Origin of the sequence: Brevundimonas sp., assembly GCF_036963785.1 — a bacterium.
In the GTDB taxonomy this organism is placed as follows: Bacteria; Pseudomonadota; Alphaproteobacteria; order Caulobacterales; family Caulobacteraceae; genus Brevundimonas.
Map to the genome: position 1 here is coordinate 31147 of NZ_JBALUS010000003.1, position 14524 is coordinate 45670.

Annotated in this window: 12 protein-coding genes; 4 read left to right on the plus strand and 8 right to left on the minus strand. The window is 67.8% G+C overall.

Going from position 1 to position 14524, the window contains the following annotated elements:
* Nucleotides 1-12 precede the first annotated feature (12 nt).
* Together ccmB and ccmA are read right to left on the minus strand one after the other, a co-directional pair.
* A complete protein-coding gene (ccmB, locus tag V7672_RS06845; protein ID WP_335623851.1) occupies nucleotides 13-678 on the minus strand; it encodes a heme exporter protein CcmB in 666 nt (221 codons plus the stop codon).
* A complete protein-coding gene (gene ccmA, locus V7672_RS06850) occupies nucleotides 675-1292 on the minus strand; it encodes a heme ABC exporter ATP-binding protein CcmA (RefSeq protein ID WP_335623852.1) in 618 nt (205 codons plus the stop codon). The genes ccmB and ccmA overlap by 4 nt, the downstream gene beginning before the upstream one ends.
* Before the next feature lie 200 nt (nucleotides 1293-1492).
* Here ccmA and acnA point away from each other — a divergent pair, with 200 nt between their 5' ends.
* Nucleotides 1493-4189 carry an aconitate hydratase AcnA gene (acnA, locus tag V7672_RS06855; RefSeq protein WP_335623853.1) on the plus strand — a complete coding sequence of 899 codons (2697 nt, stop codon included), beginning with the start codon at nucleotides 1493-1495 and terminating at the stop codon, nucleotides 4187-4189.
* Between the two features lie 57 nt (nucleotides 4190-4246).
* Here the strand turns inward: acnA and V7672_RS06860 are convergent, their stop codons facing one another.
* The 3 genes from V7672_RS06860 to V7672_RS06870 form a co-directional block, all read right to left on the minus strand.
* Complete coding sequence (locus tag V7672_RS06860) at nucleotides 4247-4723, minus strand: hypothetical protein (RefSeq protein ID WP_335623854.1); 477 nt, start codon at nucleotides 4721-4723, stop codon at nucleotides 4247-4249.
* On the minus strand, nucleotides 4723-5256 hold the full coding sequence (locus V7672_RS06865; protein WP_335623855.1) for a hypothetical protein: 534 nt from the start codon (nucleotides 5254-5256) through the stop codon (nucleotides 4723-4725). Before V7672_RS06865 ends, V7672_RS06860 begins: the two co-directional genes overlap by 1 nt.
* 104 nt (nucleotides 5257-5360) lie before the next feature.
* A complete protein-coding gene (locus V7672_RS06870; protein WP_335623856.1) occupies nucleotides 5361-6248 on the minus strand; it encodes a hydrogen peroxide-inducible genes activator in 888 nt (295 codons plus the stop codon).
* A gap of 171 nt (nucleotides 6249-6419) precedes the next feature.
* On the opposite strand from V7672_RS06870, the gene V7672_RS06875 reads away from it, so the two are divergent.
* Together V7672_RS06875 and V7672_RS06880 are read left to right on the plus strand one after the other, a co-directional pair.
* Nucleotides 6420-6974, plus strand: coding sequence for a peroxiredoxin (locus V7672_RS06875; RefSeq protein ID WP_335623857.1), 555 nt, complete (start codon nucleotides 6420-6422; stop codon nucleotides 6972-6974).
* 140 nt (nucleotides 6975-7114) lie between these two features.
* A complete protein-coding gene (locus V7672_RS06880; protein ID WP_335623858.1) occupies nucleotides 7115-7648 on the plus strand; it encodes a carboxymuconolactone decarboxylase family protein in 534 nt (177 codons plus the stop codon).
* On the opposite strand, the gene V7672_RS06885 is transcribed toward V7672_RS06880, so the two are convergent.
* A complete protein-coding gene (locus tag V7672_RS06885; protein WP_335623859.1) occupies nucleotides 7649-8176 on the minus strand; it encodes a hypothetical protein in 528 nt (175 codons plus the stop codon).
* A gap of 2 nt (nucleotides 8177-8178) precedes the next feature.
* Nucleotides 8179-9042: a glutamate racemase gene (locus V7672_RS06890; protein ID WP_335623860.1), complete on the minus strand. Its 864-nt coding sequence runs from the start codon at nucleotides 9040-9042 to the stop codon at nucleotides 8179-8181.
* Between the two features lie 185 nt (nucleotides 9043-9227).
* On the opposite strand from V7672_RS06890, the gene V7672_RS06895 reads away from it, so the two are divergent.
* Nucleotides 9228-11414 carry a M3 family metallopeptidase gene (locus tag V7672_RS06895; RefSeq protein WP_335623861.1) on the plus strand — a complete coding sequence of 729 codons (2187 nt, stop codon included), beginning with the start codon at nucleotides 9228-9230 and terminating at the stop codon, nucleotides 11412-11414.
* 98 nt (nucleotides 11415-11512) lie between these two features.
* Here the strand turns inward: V7672_RS06895 and ppc are convergent, their stop codons facing one another.
* The gene (gene ppc, locus V7672_RS06900; RefSeq protein ID WP_335623862.1) at nucleotides 11513-14236 is read right to left on the minus strand and encodes a phosphoenolpyruvate carboxylase; all 2724 of its coding nucleotides are present in this window, start codon (nucleotides 14234-14236) and stop codon (nucleotides 11513-11515) included.
* Nucleotides 14237-14524 lie beyond the last annotated feature (288 nt).

The following is a 14524-nucleotide window of genomic DNA, read 5'->3' on the forward strand; positions in this document are numbered from 1 at the left end:
CGGCTTGCGGTGTCATGTCCGGCTGCCCCGCAGGCCGGCGGCCCCGGCCAGCACACCGATCACCACCGCCACGAGGGCGCAGGCGAACAACAGGGCCAGGGCCGGGGCGGGCGAGCGGCCGTCCGCCTGGGCGACCAACGCCCCGGCCCCGAAGATCACCGGGGGGAGGAACAGCGGCAAGACGATGACGGCGATCAGCAAGCCGCCCTTGCGCGCCCCGATGGCCAGCGCCGCGCCCAGCGCCCCGGTTGCGGAGAAGGCCAGGGCCCCGACCGCCGCTGTCAGGGCCAGCAGGGGCAGCAGCCCCGGGGCGAGGCCGAGGCTGATCCCGACGGGCAGGGTCATGGCGGCCAGCGGCAAGCCGAGGGTCAGCCAGTGCGCCAGTGCCTTGACCGCGACCACGGCCTCGTCAGGCAGGGAGCCGAGCGCCAGCAGGTCGAGGGTGCCGTCCTCAAAGTCGCGTTCGAACAGCCGTTCCAGCGTCAACAAACTGGCCAAGGAAAGTGCCAACCAGACCAGGCCGGGCGCCAAATTGGCCAATTGGTCCAGGCGCGGCCCGGCGCCCAGCGGAACGATGACCGCGAGGCTGAGCAGGAAGCCACAGGCCAGCAGCGGCCCGCCGCCGCCGTTCCACGACAGGGCCATTTCGCGCCGGAGCAGAAGGAGGGCCGCGCTCATGCCGTTCCGCCGATCTCGCAGACGCGGGCGGAGATGGGCAGGGGGTCGTGGACCGCCGCCAGAAGCATGCCGCCGCCCGCCAGATGCCCCTGCATCAGCCGGCCGACCTCGGCCCGCCAGCGGGCATCGAGCGGCGACAGGGGTTCGTCCAGCAGCCATACCGGACGCGGGGCGGCCAGCAGGCGGGCCAGCGCCAGCCGCCGCCGCTGCCCCGCCGACAGCCGCCGGACCTCCAGATCCATGAGCCCTTCGAGGCCGAGCGCCTTCACCGCTTCGTCGACGCCGCCCGGACCTCCGCCACACCAGCCGACCTGAAAGGCCAGTTCCTCGCGCGCGGTTCGGCCGGAGCGAAACCCGTCCTGATGGCCGATCAGATGCAGATGGCGGGTGCGGGCGACCTCCGGGTCGAGACCCTGCCCGTTTTCGTCGAACCGTATCCGCCCGGCCTCGAGCGTCAGGAGCCCGGCGATGGCGCGCAACAGGCTGCTCTTGCCTGCGCCATTGGCGCCCGTGAGGGCCACGGCCTCGCCGGGAGAGACGGTCAGGTTCAGGCCGTCGAACAGTCTGCGCTCCCCGCGCCGAACGGTCAGGCCGTCGAGCGTGAGGCGGATCATACCGGCACCGATGTTTTGCGAACCGCTCTCAATGTCCATGATGCCAGCAGGGATACATGGACGCGCACGCAACCGCGCACTATATCCGCGACAGCCGCAGCAGGCTTTCGCCGCGCGCGTCGGGGACCTGTGTGCCCCTGCGTCTGTCGCGCGATCGCGCAACCGGATGTCCGGGCGGCCTTTGCCAGAGGAAGCTCTCCATGCCGTCAATCGACACTCACGCCACCCGCCGGGATCTCGCCGTCGGGCGTAAGAAGTATGCCTATTACAGCCTTGCTGCCGCAGAGGAAGCCGGTCTGACCGGGATTTCCCGCCTGCCGCGCTCGATGAAGGTTCTGCTGGAGAACCTGCTGCGCAACGAGGACGGGGTCTCCGTCACCGCCGAGGACCTGAAGGCCGTCGCCGCCTGGGTCGAGAACAAGGGCTCGGTCGAGCACGAGATCGCCTTCCGTCCCGCACGCGTGCTGATGCAGGATTTCACGGGCGTTCCGGCCGTCGTCGATCTGGCCGCCATGCGCGACGCCATGACGGCGCTGGGCGCCGATCCCTCGCGCATCAATCCGCTGAACCCCGTCGATCTGGTCATCGACCACTCGGTGATGGTCGACCACTACGGCACCCCCGAAGCCTTCGAGGCCAATGTCGCCCGCGAGTATGAGCGCAACATCGAACGCTACAAATTCCTGCGTTGGGGCTCGTCCGCCTTCAACAATTTCCGCGTCGTGCCCCCCGGGACCGGCATCTGCCACCAGGTGAACCTGGAGCATCTGGCCCAGACCGTCTGGACGGCCGAGGAAGGCAAGAAGACCGTCGCCTATCCCGACACCGTGGTCGGCACCGACAGCCACACCACCATGATCAACGGCCTGTCGGTTCTGGGCTGGGGCGTGGGCGGCATCGAGGCCGAGGCCGCCATGCTGGGCCAGCCGATTCCGATGCTGATCCCCGAAGTGGTCGGCTTCAAACTGACCGGTCGCCTGCCCGAGGGGGCCACGGCCACCGATCTGGTGCTGACCGTCACCCAGATGCTGCGCAAGCGCGGCGTGGTCGGCAAGTTCGTCGAATTCTTCGGCCCGGGCGTCAACGTCCTGACCATCGAGGACCAGGCGACCATCGCCAACATGGCCCCCGAATACGGCGCGACCTGCGGCTTCTTCCCCGTGTCGCAGGCGACCCTCGACTATCTGACGGCTACCGGCCGCGACAAGGCGCGCGTCGCCCTGGTCAAGGCCTATGCCGAAGCGCAAGGCCTGTGGATCGACGAAAGCTCCGAGGACCCGGTCTTCACCGACGTTCTGGAACTGGACATGGCCGAGGTCGTGCCGTCGCTGGCCGGACCGAAGCGCCCGCAGGACCGCGTCGAGCTGACCAATGCCGCCCCGGCCTTCCACACGGCTCTGGGCGAGGTGTTCAGCCGCGAGGCGGACGCCCCGCGCGTCGCCGTCGAGGGTGAAAAGTTCGACCTCGGCGACGGCGATGTGGTGATCGCCGCCATCACCAGCTGCACCAACACCTCCAACCCGTCGGTGCTGATCGCCGCCGGTCTGGTGGCGCGCAAGGCCCGCAAGCTGGGCCTGTCGGTCAAGCCGTGGGTCAAGACCTCGCTGGCGCCCGGCTCGCAGGTGGTCACGGACTATCTGACGGCCGCGGGCCTGCAGGACGACCTGAACGCCATGGGCTTCAACCTGGTCGGCTATGGCTGCACCACCTGTATCGGTAACTCGGGGCCGCTGGATCCGGCGATCTCGAAGGCCATCAATGACAATGGTCTGGTCGCCACCTCGGTGCTGTCGGGCAACCGCAATTTCGAGGGCCGGGTGAACCCCGACGTCCAGGCCAACTATCTGGCCAGCCCGCCGCTGGTGGTCGCCTATGCCCTGGCCGGATCGATGCGCATCGACATCACCAAGGATCCGATCGGCAAGGACAAGAAGGGCAAGGATGTCTTCCTGAAGGACGTCTGGCCGACCAACCAGGAAATCGCCGACATCCAGAAGAAGTCGGTCACCCCGGCCATGTTCGCCAAACGCTATGCCGACGTCTTCAAGGGCGACAAGCACTGGCAGGGTATCGAGACCGCCGGTGGCCAGACCTATACCTGGGACGACACCTCGACCTATGTGCAGAACCCGCCCTATTTCGAGGGCATGACGATGGAGCCGGCAGCCGTCACGGATGTGGTCGAAGCCCGTATCCTGGGCATCTTCGGCGACTCGATCACCACGGACCACATCAGCCCGGCCGGTTCGATCAAGAAGAGCTCACCCGCCGGGGTCTATCTGACCGATCACGGCGTCGATGCGCTGGACTTCAACTCGTACGGGGCCCGTCGCGGCAACCACGAGGTGATGATGCGCGGCACCTTCGCCAACATCCGCATCCGCAACAAGATCACGCCCGAGATCGAAGGCGGCGTGACCAAACACTTCCCGTCGGGCGACACCATGTCGATCTATGACGCGGCCATGCGCTATCAGTCCGAGGGTCGTCCGCTGGTGGTGTTCGCCGGCAAGGAATACGGCACCGGCAGCTCGCGCGACTGGGCGGCCAAGGGCACGCGCCTGCTGGGTGTTCGTGCTGTCATCGCCGAAAGCTATGAGCGCATCCACCGCTCGAACCTGATCGGCATGGGCGTGGTGCCGCTGCAGTTCAAACAGGACGGCTGGACGCGTCTGGGCCTGACCGGCGAGGAGATCGTCACCATTCGCGGCCTGTCGGACGCCAATGTCGGCAAGCTGAAGCCGCGTCAGGACCTGTGGGTCGAGCTGTTCCGCGCCGCCGACGGCAAGATGGCCCGCTTCCCGGTCCGCTGCCGCATCGATAACGCCACCGAACTGGACTATTTCCGGGCCGGCGGTGTGATGCCCTACGTCCTGCGGAATCTCGCCCGCGACTGAGGGGTCCTTGCATCCTGATCACGGAAAAGGCCGGGGTTCGCTCCGGCCTTTTTCATGTCAGGCGCCCTGTGCGAAGGCCTCCCGGCAGAGCTCGGCGCCGAGCGCGTCGGCGAGCTTCACGCGCCGCTCCGTGAGGTCGCCGCCGGAATCCGGAAGGGTCACCGAAAGGGGATAGCGTCCGACGACCCGGCCACGCGGATCCATGAGATCGACACTGCCGGACAGACGCCCGCGCCCGTCCTCGTCCAGCAGGGTGCCGCCCCGGTCCAGAGCGTGGATAAAGACGACGGCGCGCAGTACGGTCTGGCCACGGGCGCAGGCGTCAGTCTGGCTGCGGAAGGCCGGGATGAAGGCCTCCGAGAAGGCATCCGGCGGGTTGTAGACGCTGCTGCGCACCTCGACCGCCTCGATCCTCGCGGCTGAGGCGACAGGCGGGGCGAGTTCGATCCGCACCTCGGGGTCCAGGTCCCAGAAGCCGGCTGAACATCCCGCCAGCGCGACCGCGACGAGCGACGCCACGATAACCCTGCGCATCAGTCCGGCGTGGCGTTGTGGGGGCCCGGGCGGCGCGGATTGCGCGAGAAGGCGGCGTCGCACAGGGCGCGGCCGAACGCTTCGGCCACGATCATCTGACGGTCGCCGAAGATGCCAGCCATGCGTCCGCCGGCATCAACCTCGACGACCAGCGGATAGCGTCCGACGACAAGATTATCCCGACGGGGATCGACCAGCTCGGCCACGGCGCGGACCTGGTGCCGGCCTTCGCCGTTGAGGGCGACCTCCAGACGTCCGGCGCGGTGCACGTCCTCGACGTGAAGCCTGAGGTCGAGCGGCCAGGTGCCGTCGGCGCAGGTGCGCATCTCCTCTCCGACCTCGTCCACGAAGGTGTCGGAGAAATCGTCCTCGACCTGCAGCCAGTCGCTGGACATGTAGATGGTCCCGATCGAGGCGGTCTCGGCCAGACCGGGCGGCAGGTCGAGCGGGGGGCCGCCCTCGATGACGGGCGCACAGGCGGCGGTGGCCAGAACGGCGAGCACCGAAGCGGAAACAAGGGCGGATCGGATCATTTCAGGAACCGGGGTTATGAAGGGCCTGAACCGCGTCATGACCCGGGATTTCGCCTGGGCCTAGTGTATTTTCAGCAATGAAACCGGTCGCTGAGCGCCCGATGTCAGTCCAGCTTCAGGGCCTCGGCCAGCAGGCGGGCTTCGGCGGCGCGGCTGGAGCCGGTGCGCCAGGCCACCACAATCTCGCGGCGGGGCGCGTCGGCGCTGATCGGGCGCACGACGACGCCGGGGTCGTCGGCGAGCCCGGCACGGACCGCCATTTCGGGCAGGAAGCTGACCCCCAGCCCCGAGGAGACCATCTGTACGAGGGTGTGCAGTGAGGTTGCAGCAAAGACGTCCTCGCCGCGGGGCGCCTCGATATCGAAGGCGGCCAGGGCCTGATCGCGCAGGCAGTGGCCGTCTTCCAGCAGGATCAGGTCGTCGGCACGGAGCGAGCCCGGCGGGATCGGCCCGGTGCCGGCCAGTCGGTGACCGATGGGGGCGGCGGCGAGGATCTCGTCATCGCCGATCCGGGCATGATCGATACCCGGCGCATTGTACGGCAGGGCGATGACGGCGGCGTCCAGCTGTCCGGCCTTGAGACCGGCGACCAGACGCGGGGTCAGGTCCTCGCGGATGAACAGGCGCAGGGCCGGATAGGCCACCTTCAACCCCGGCAGTTTGGCGGGCAGCAGGAAGGGGGCGACCGTCGGGATCACGCCCAGCCGGAATCGTCCGGACAGGGGCTTGCCGGCATTGCGCGCGGCCTCGACCAGATCCTCGGTGCGGGCCAGGACATCCTCGGCCCGGCGCACGGCCTCGGCCCCCACAGCGGTCAGCTGGATCCGGCTGCGGGTGCGCTCGACCACGGCCGCGCCCAGGATACGCTCCAGCTCCTGCACGCCCGAACTGAGCGCCGGCTGGCTGACGTGGGCGGCCTCGGCCGCGCGGCTGAACGAGCCGTGCTCGGCGAGCAGTTTCAGATATTGCAACTGGCGCAGGGTGGGCAGCACGCGGAACACTCCGGGAGGACAGGACCCCCTATACGCCTTCGCATAAGCGAAATCTATTCGCGGATGCGAAAGGATTGATTTGACTTCCACGCCCCGAGACCCCAAGTCCCGGCCATGCGGTCGGCTCCCCCCGGCCCGTGACATTCATTCATCCCAGACCAAGGAGAGCCCATGCTCGGCGTCGGCGAAAAACTGCCTGCATTCAAAATCATCGGTGTGAAGCCCGGCTTCAACAGCCACGAAGAGAACGGCGTCTCGGCTTTTGAGCCGGTCACCGAGACCAGCTTCGAGGGCAAGTGGAAGGTCATCTTCTTCTACCCGAAGGACTTCACCTTCGTCTGCCCGACGGAAATCGCCGAATTCGCCTCGCTGGCGCGCGATTTCGAGGACCGCGACACCGTCGTGCTCGGCGGCTCGACCGACAACGAGTTCGTCAAGCTGGCCTGGCGCCGCGACCACGCCGACCTGAACAAGCTGCCGATCTGGCAGTTTGCCGACAACGGCGGCAAGTTCGCCCGCGAACTGGGCATCCTGAACGAGGAAGAAGGCGTCGCCCTGCGCGCGACCTTCGTCGTCGATCCGCACAATGTCGTCCAGCACGTCTATGTGACCAACCTGAACGTGGGCCGCGCCCCGGCCGACACCCTGCGTGTCGTCGACGCCCTGCAGACCGACGAACTGTGCGCCTGCAACCGCCCGGTCGGCGGCGAGACGCTGGCTGCGTAAGCAGTGACGTGTGGCGAGTGATGAGTGGCGAGACCTTCGTCGCCCATCACTCGCTTCGTTTCTTGTAATTCTTCGTGGCTCAAGCAGCGAGCAACCGCGTTGCGAGCGTTAGCCACGTCCCGAAGGGAAACTTCCAGACTATGTCCCTTGATGCCCTGCGCGACCTGATCCCGGCCTATGCCAAAGATATCTCGTTGAACCTCAGCTCGCTGGCCAGCGAGACGGTGCTGAACGACCAGCAGAAGTGGGGCTGTTTCGTGGCCTCGGCCCATGCTGTGGGCACGGTGCCGGTGGTGCGCGCGATCGAGGCCGCGGCGGCCGAAAAGCTGTCGCCGGAAGCCCTGAATGCGGCGCGTGCGGCGGCGGCCATCATGGGCATGAACAACATCTACTACCGGTCCCTGCACCTGATGAAGAACAAGGAATACGGGACCCTGCCGGCGCGGCTGCGGATGAACGTCATCGCCAACCCCGGCGTCGACAAGATGGACTTCGAGCTGTGGTGCACGGCGGTGTCGGCCATCAACGGCTGTGGCGCCTGCATCGACGCCCACGAGGCGCCCCTGCGCCAGCACGGCTTTACCGCCCCCCAGGTCCAGGCCGCCCTGCGCGTCGGCGCGGTCGTGCATGCCGCCAGCCGCGTGGTCGCCTCGGCCGAGGCGCTGAACGCCTGATCAGAAGGTGACGGCGCGGGCGTCCATATGGGCGACCCAGTGCGCGAAGCCACCGCCAATCACGCCATCGACCGGCTCCGCGAGGGCACCGACACCGGGGCCCTCGACAATGAAGGTCCAGGTCGGCGTGACCACGCCGTCCACCAGCGGCCAGGTCACGATCAGATCGGCCCAGGTGGCCATGTCTCGTAAAGGGCCAAAGGGGGCGTGGAGACGGATTTCCCCATAAGCCGCCGACACGACCCGGCCGTGATCGAACCGCGTGCCGTCGGGCATGGCCTCGCACCAGCAGCCACCGGGCGTCAGATCAAGGCTGAGATTGGCTGCATCGCCGGTGTAGCTGTGGGCCGGGTCCCACCACAGTTCGACCTCTGAGAACGCGTCTGCCACCCCGGCCGGACCAAGACGGGTCGGGCCCTCGAACTTCAGGGTAAAGGCATTCTCGCTCCGCGAGACGATCTCTGCCGCGACCGGAGTTGTCAGCAGTCCCGCAAGGGCGAGGGCGACGGCGAAAATCAGAATGCGCATGATCAAGCCGTCTCGAAGGTCAGGGGTTCGCCCCAGAAGCGTTCGACCCGCTCGCTCTGACCGCGGGCGCTGCCGGTCGTGAGAAAGCGCATGATCCCGCTGTCGCCCAGCGCATATTCGGGGTGCCGGACGAAATAGCGGTCCAGCGCATCGGCGACGGCATCGGGCTGGCCGATGACGGGCGTGCCCTCGGGCAGGGCATCGGCGAACAGAGGGGCGACGATGCCATAGTGGGTGCAACCGAGAATGACCTTGTCCGGCCAGCGCCCGATGCGGCGGCGCAAGGCCTCGACGTGGTCCCGCACCGTGGTCCGCAGTTCGTCCTCATCGACACCCGCCTCGATCTGACCGGCCAGTCCGGGGCAGGGTTCGGTGAAGACCGCCAGATCCTCGCGCCGCTTGTCGATCTCGATCTCATAGACGCGGCTGTTGGCCGTGGCCTGGGTGCAGAACAGACCCAGCACCTCGACCGCCGACTTGCGCTCGTCGCGGAAGCGGTCATCGGTTTCGCGCGCATAGGTCCACGGCAGGCCCGTGGCAGCCTCGATCGTCGGCACGATGATGCCCAGCACATTGACGGGCCGTCCGAAGGTCCGCGCCGCATCCGACACCCAGGTCTGCTGCAGGCGGCGAAGAGCGATGGCCGAGGCGGTATTGCAGGCCAGCACGACCACTGAGGCCCCCTCGGCGAACAGTCGTTCGCAACCCGCGCGGGTCAGGTCGACGATCTCCTCGCCCTTCAGCCCGCCATAGGGCGCGTGTTTCTGGTCGGCCAGATAGAGGAAGTCCCGCCCGACGAAGCGACGGGTCAGGGTGCGGTGGATGGTCAGGCCGCCTACCCCGGAATCAAACACACCAATGGCCATCAGGGCCCCTTCATCACGCGCGGGACGGGCCGGACCCGCCGTCCTCCCTCATGCCCGCCACGCCGGACCCGTGGCAAGCCCCGGAACGCAACGTCGCATGAGCCCGTCATCACAGCCCGTTCAGGTGACGGCGGGCGCGCCATGGCCTAAGCTGCGATCCAACATCATCAAGGGAGCCATTTTTCATGGACAGACGCCAGCTTCTCGCCGCAGGGGGCAGCCTTTTTGCCCTCACCGGCTGCGCCAATATGGGTATGGATATGGGAGGCGGATCGCCCGCCGGCCTGAGCCCCGAGGCCCTGGCCCGGGACGCCGCCATCGCGCGTGCCGTCCTGCCGCAACAGACCCCGCGCGCCGAACTGCTGCAGAAGTGGACCGGCCCCTATGAAGGCGTGCCGCCCTGGCCGTCGGTGACCGCCGACAAGCTGAAGGTCGCCATCGTCGAAGGCATCGAGCTGCAGCGGGCCGAGGTCAACGCCATTGCCGACAATCCCGAGCCGCCGACCTTTGCCAACACCATGGTCGCCATGCAGATGGCCGGTGAGCCGCTGGGCCGGGCGCTCAGTCTGTTCGGGGTGATGAGCTCCAACATCGGTTCGGCCGACTATCAGGCTGTGCAGCGCGAGGTGTCGCCGCTGCTGTCGGCCGCCGGCGACGAGACCACCTTCAACGCCAAACTGTTTGCCCGCATCAAGGCTGTGGCGGACGGCGCCCGGGCTGCGGGCCTGACGCCTGAACAGACCCGGCTCGCTGAACGGAGCCGCGACAGCTTCGTGCGTAACGGGGCGGCTCTCGATGCCGCCGGCAAGGCCGAACTGGGCCGGATCAACTCGGCCCTGTCCAGCGCCTTCACCCGCTTTGGCCAGGCCGTGGTCGCCGACGAGAACACCTGGACCGTCCTGACCGACGAATCCCAGACCGCCGGCCTGCCCGCGTCGAACAAGGCCGCTGCCGCTGCCGCCGCGCGTGACCGCGATCTGGAAGGCTGGGCGATCGTCAACACCCGCTCCAGCGTCGATCCCTATCTGAGCTTTGCCGACGATCGGGCCATGCGTGAGCAGGTCTGGCGCAAATTCGTCAACCGTGGCGACAATGGCAATGCCAACGATACCAACGCCACCATCGCCGAGATCGTGAAGCTGCGCGCCGAACGCGCCCGCCTGCTGGGTTATGCCCACCATGCCGAATGGCGGATGCAGGACACCATGGCCAAGACCCCCGAGGCCGCCATGGATCTGATGATGCGGGTCTGGGAGCCGGCCAAGGCGCGCGTCACCGAAGAGGTCGCCGACATGCGGGCCATCGCGGGTCACGACATCGAGCCGTGGGACTATCTCTATTACGCCGAGAAGGTCCGGAAGCAGAAGTACGACCTCGATCAGAACGAACTGAAGCCCTATTTCGAACTGAACGCGGTCAAGCGCGGCGCCTTCTATATGGCCGAGCGCCTGTATGGCTACACCTTCACCCCGGTGCCCGCCGGATCGGTGCCGGTCTTCCATCCCGACGTCGAGGTGTTCGAGGTCAAGGACAAGGCCTCGGGCCGTCACATCGGCCTGTTCTATTCCGACGACTTTGCCCGCCCGGGCAAGCGGTCGGGCGCCTGGATGACCAGCTATCGTCTGGGCTGGGCCTATGACGGGGGCGGCAACCAGCTGGTCTCGAACAACAACAACTTCATCAAGGCCGAGGCCGGTCAGCCGCTGCTGATCTCGCTGGATGACGCCGCGACCCTGTTCCACGAGTTCGGCCACGCCCTGCACTATCTGTCCTACAAGGTGACCTACCCCTCGCTGGGCGGCACGCCGCGCGACTATGTGGAATATCCGTCCCAGGTTCACGAGCACTGGGTGCTGTCGCGCCCGATCCTGGACGGCTTCATGAAGCACGTCGAAACGGGTCAGCCCATGCCCCAGGCGCTGGTCGACAAGATCGAGGCGGCGGCCACCTTCAACCAGGGCTATGAGACGGTCAGCTATCTGTCGTCGGCCTTGGTCGACATGGACCTGCACACCCGTGCCACCCCGCCGACCGACATCGACGCCTTCGAGCGGGAAAGCCTGGCGCGCTTTGGCATGCCGGACGAGATTGTCATGCGGCACCGCCTGCCGCAGTTCAATCACCTGTTCACCTCGGACGCCTATTCGGCGGGCTATTATTCCTACCTCTGGTCGGAAGTGATGGACGCCGATACCTGGGCCTATTTCGAGCAGTCGGGCGACGTCTTCAATCCGGAAATCGCCAGCAAGTACAAGGCGATCATCTTGGCCGAAGGCAACACCACCGACCGGGGCGAGGCCTATCGCCGCTTCCGTGGCCGGGATCCGGACGTCGCCGCCCTGCTGCGCGTGCGTGGCTTCCCGGTGGACTAGGCACGGACGCGACGGCTCGCCGCGCGGCGGCTCGCTGCTTGAGCGTGACGAGCATGACGATGTGGGGCCGGGGGAGCGATCCTCCGGCCCCTTTTCTGTCAGCCGCTGTTCCGGAGGCCGGCGGCAATGCCGTTGAGAGCGACGAGGATGCCCTCGCGCACGGCGGGATCGTCGTCGCCGGCCCGGCGGCGGCGGATCAGTTCGACCTGCACATGGTTGAGCGGCTCGATATAGGGCAGGCGCAACTGGATGAGGCGCGCCAGTTCGGGTTGTCGCTCCAGCAGGCTGGACTGGCCGGTCAGGCGCATGACGGCGTCGTGGGTCAATTGCCATTCGGCGGCAATCCTGCCGTGGATGTCGTCGGCCAGCGCCCGATCCGGCACGAGGCTGGCGTAGCGGCGGGCCACGGCCATGTCCGACTTGGCCATGACCATTTCCATGTTCTGGATCAGGGTGGCGAGGAAAGGCCAGTCCCCGACCAGTCCCTTCAACGTGTCGACCTCGGCGGCGTCGAGAGTGGCAAGCGCCGAGCCAAAGCCATACCAGCCCGGCAGCATGACCCGCGACTGGCTCCAGCTGAACACCCAGGGAATGGCGCGCAGATCCTCGATGCGGGTCGAGGAACTGCGCGACGCCGGGCGCGAGCCGATCTTGAGCTCCGACAGCTCGGAAATCGGTGTCGCGGCGCGGAAATAGTCGATGAAACCGTCGGTCTCATACACGAGGGCGCGGTAGGCCTGCATCGACGCCTCGCTGAGGCGCGAGATCAGGGCGCCGTGCCGTTCTGCGGGCCCTTCGCCGCTTTCCTTGCGCAGCGACGCCAGCACCACGCCGCTGGTCAGGGCATCGAGGTTGCGCCGGGCCACACCGGGTTCGCCGTATTTGTTGGCGATGACCTCGCCCTGTTCGGTGACGCGGATGCGGCCCTCGACGGTGCCGCGTGGCTGGGCCACGACCCCGGCAAAGCTGGAGCCGCCGCCCCGGCCGACCGCCCCGCCCCGGCCGTGAAACAGTTGCAGGCCGACGCCCGCCTCGCGCGCCACATCGCGCAGCGCCCGCGAGGCGCGGTTCAGCTCCCAGGTCGAGGTGAGGTACGAGCCGTCCTTGTTGGAGTCCGAATAGCCGATCATCACCTCCTGGACCCCGCGCGCGCGCGCCAGCGCCAGCGGGGCGGGCTCGGCCATCAGGGCCTTGAGGGTGTCGGGGGCCGCCTGAAGGTCGGTGATGGTCTCGAACAGGGGCACGGCCTGGATAGGGCAGGCCTCCGGTGTCGCCGGGTCGAACAGGCCGACTTCCTTCAGCACCAGATAGACCTCGAGCAGGTCGGACGGGCTTTCGGTCTTGGAGACGATATAGGTCCGGATGGCGGCCGGGCCGAAGGTCGCGATGGCGCGCGCGGCCGCCAGGAGGATGGCGCGCTCCTTGAGCGTCTCTTCGGCATAGTCGCTCGCCCCCGGCACGAACAGCGGGCGACGGCTGGCCAGTTCGGCGCGCAACAGGGCCATGCGACCAGCCTCGTCACGCGTGTCATAGTCGTCGGCGACACCTGCGACCCGGAACAGGTCGGCGACGACCCGCTCGTGCACATCGGCATTCTGGCGCATGTCGATCACCGCCAGATGGAAGCCGAAGGCCTCGACCCGGTCGATCAGCCGCGACAGGACATCGTCGGTGAAGGCCTGGGCATCGGCGGTCTGCAGGGCGTCGCGCAGCACCCTCAGATCGGCGACGAAGGGTTCAGGTCTGCCGTAGGGTTCAGCGGCAAAGCCGGCCGGACGCGGTGGCAATGCCCCGACCTTCGCCTGATAGTCCGCCGCCAGTCGCGCATAGATCTGGGTCAGCGCCCGGCGGAAGGGCTCGCCCTGCCGATGGGGCGAGGTGTCGCCCGAGGCATTCGACAGGGCGGTCAGTTCGGGGGAAGGCTCGACCAGTTCCTCGGACAGGCTGAGCTCGGCCCCCAGTGCATGAACCGAGTCGAGATAGGCCCCCAGCGCCGCCTGCGTCTGGGTGCGGAAGGCCGCGTCCATGACCGAGGCATCGACATTGGGATTGCCGTCGCGGTCGCCGCCGACCCAGCTGCCGACCGTCAGGAAGGGCTTGAGCTGCGGCGCGTCCAGGCGCTGACGCCAGGCATTCAGATGTTCCGGAATGGCCTCGAGGAACACCTGCTCCAGAAAGGAGACGACGGTGTCGATCTCGTCCTGCACCACCAGACCGGAGGTGCGCACCAGCCGTGTGGCCCACAGCAGGAAGACCTGTCGCCGCAGGGCCGGGCTGGCCCCCTGCCCCTCGCCGCGTCCGTCCAGAAGCGCCGACAGGGCCGCGATCCGGTCCAGCACGCTCTTGCGTCGCACCTCGGACGGGTGGGCCGTCAGCACCGGCGAGATCAGGCCCCGGGCGAGGATGTCGACCACGGCCTTGCGGTCCACCGCGTCCCCGGACAGCCAGGCGAGCGCCGCCTCGGGCGTGTCCGGGCGGTCGTCGGTTGCGGCGCCCTGACCTTCGGCGTCGCGGGCGCGCCGGCGGGCTTCCCGATCCTCGGCGACATTGGCCAGCAGGGAAAAGACGGCAAAGCCGTGGGTCAGACCCACCGCCTGTTCCGAGCTGAGCCCGGCCAGCAGGCGTTCCAGCTCGGACGCGTCGCGGGTGTCGGCCCCGGCGCGGTGGTAGGCCACGGAGGCGCGGCGGACGGCCTCGATCCGGTCGTACAGATCCTCGCCCCCCGCCTCGCGGATGACGTCGCCCAGCACACTGCCCAGCAGGCGGACCTCTTCGCGCAGGCGGTCGGGGGTCGCGGTGTCGGCGGGCAGGGTGTCGGTCATGGGCTCTCCTTGAAGATCAACGATAGGCGTGCCATGCCCCTGAAGGACAGGCGGCGCGTCCCTGCGTAACGGAATTTGTGCAGTTCCGTGCCCTGCGGCTCCGCAGAACGCGGCCCGACTTGCCCTTTTCCCGGTTTTCCGCCATACACCGCCGCTTCCGGCGCAAGTTGACCTCGCGCCCTCCACCCGGACGATCCCCGCATGCGACGCGGGATGAGCCGGGAGAGGCCCCCAGCCGACGTGATCGTCCGCTGGGGTCGATCTCGTTTGGAGGCTCTGGGTCATGAA

What these genes read in the sequence shown, in the direction of transcription:
- V7672_RS06860 (WP_335623854.1), bottom strand. Translation starts at nt 4,723, where the DNA reads ATGCGCAGGGTTATCGTGGCGTCGCTCGTCGCGGTCGCGCTGGCGGGA.
- V7672_RS06865 (WP_335623855.1), bottom strand. Translation starts at nt 5,256, where the DNA reads ATGATCCGATCCGCCCTTGTTTCCGCTTCGGTGCTCGCCGTTCTGGCC.
- V7672_RS06885 (WP_335623859.1), bottom strand. Translation starts at nt 8,176, where the DNA reads ATGCGCATTCTGATTTTCGCCGTCGCCCTCGCCCTTGCGGGACTGCTG.
- acnA (WP_335623853.1), top strand. Translation starts at nt 1,493, where the DNA reads ATGCCGTCAATCGACACTCACGCCACCCGCCGGGATCTCGCCGTCGGG.
- V7672_RS06895 (WP_335623861.1), top strand. Translation starts at nt 9,228, where the DNA reads ATGGACAGACGCCAGCTTCTCGCCGCAGGGGGCAGCCTTTTTGCCCTC.
- ppc (WP_335623862.1), bottom strand. Translation starts at nt 14,236, where the DNA reads ATGACCGACACCCTGCCCGCCGACACCGCGACCCCCGACCGCCTGCGC.
- V7672_RS06890 (WP_335623860.1), bottom strand. Translation starts at nt 9,042, where the DNA reads ATGGCCATTGGTGTGTTTGATTCCGGGGTAGGCGGCCTGACCATCCAC.
- V7672_RS06875 (WP_335623857.1), top strand. Translation starts at nt 6,420, where the DNA reads ATGCTCGGCGTCGGCGAAAAACTGCCTGCATTCAAAATCATCGGTGTG.
- ccmA (WP_335623852.1), bottom strand. Translation starts at nt 1,292, where the DNA reads ATGATCCGCCTCACGCTCGACGGCCTGACCGTTCGGCGCGGGGAGCGC.
- V7672_RS06880 (WP_335623858.1), top strand. Translation starts at nt 7,115, where the DNA reads ATGTCCCTTGATGCCCTGCGCGACCTGATCCCGGCCTATGCCAAAGAT.
- ccmB (WP_335623851.1), bottom strand. Translation starts at nt 678, where the DNA reads ATGAGCGCGGCCCTCCTTCTGCTCCGGCGCGAAATGGCCCTGTCGTGG.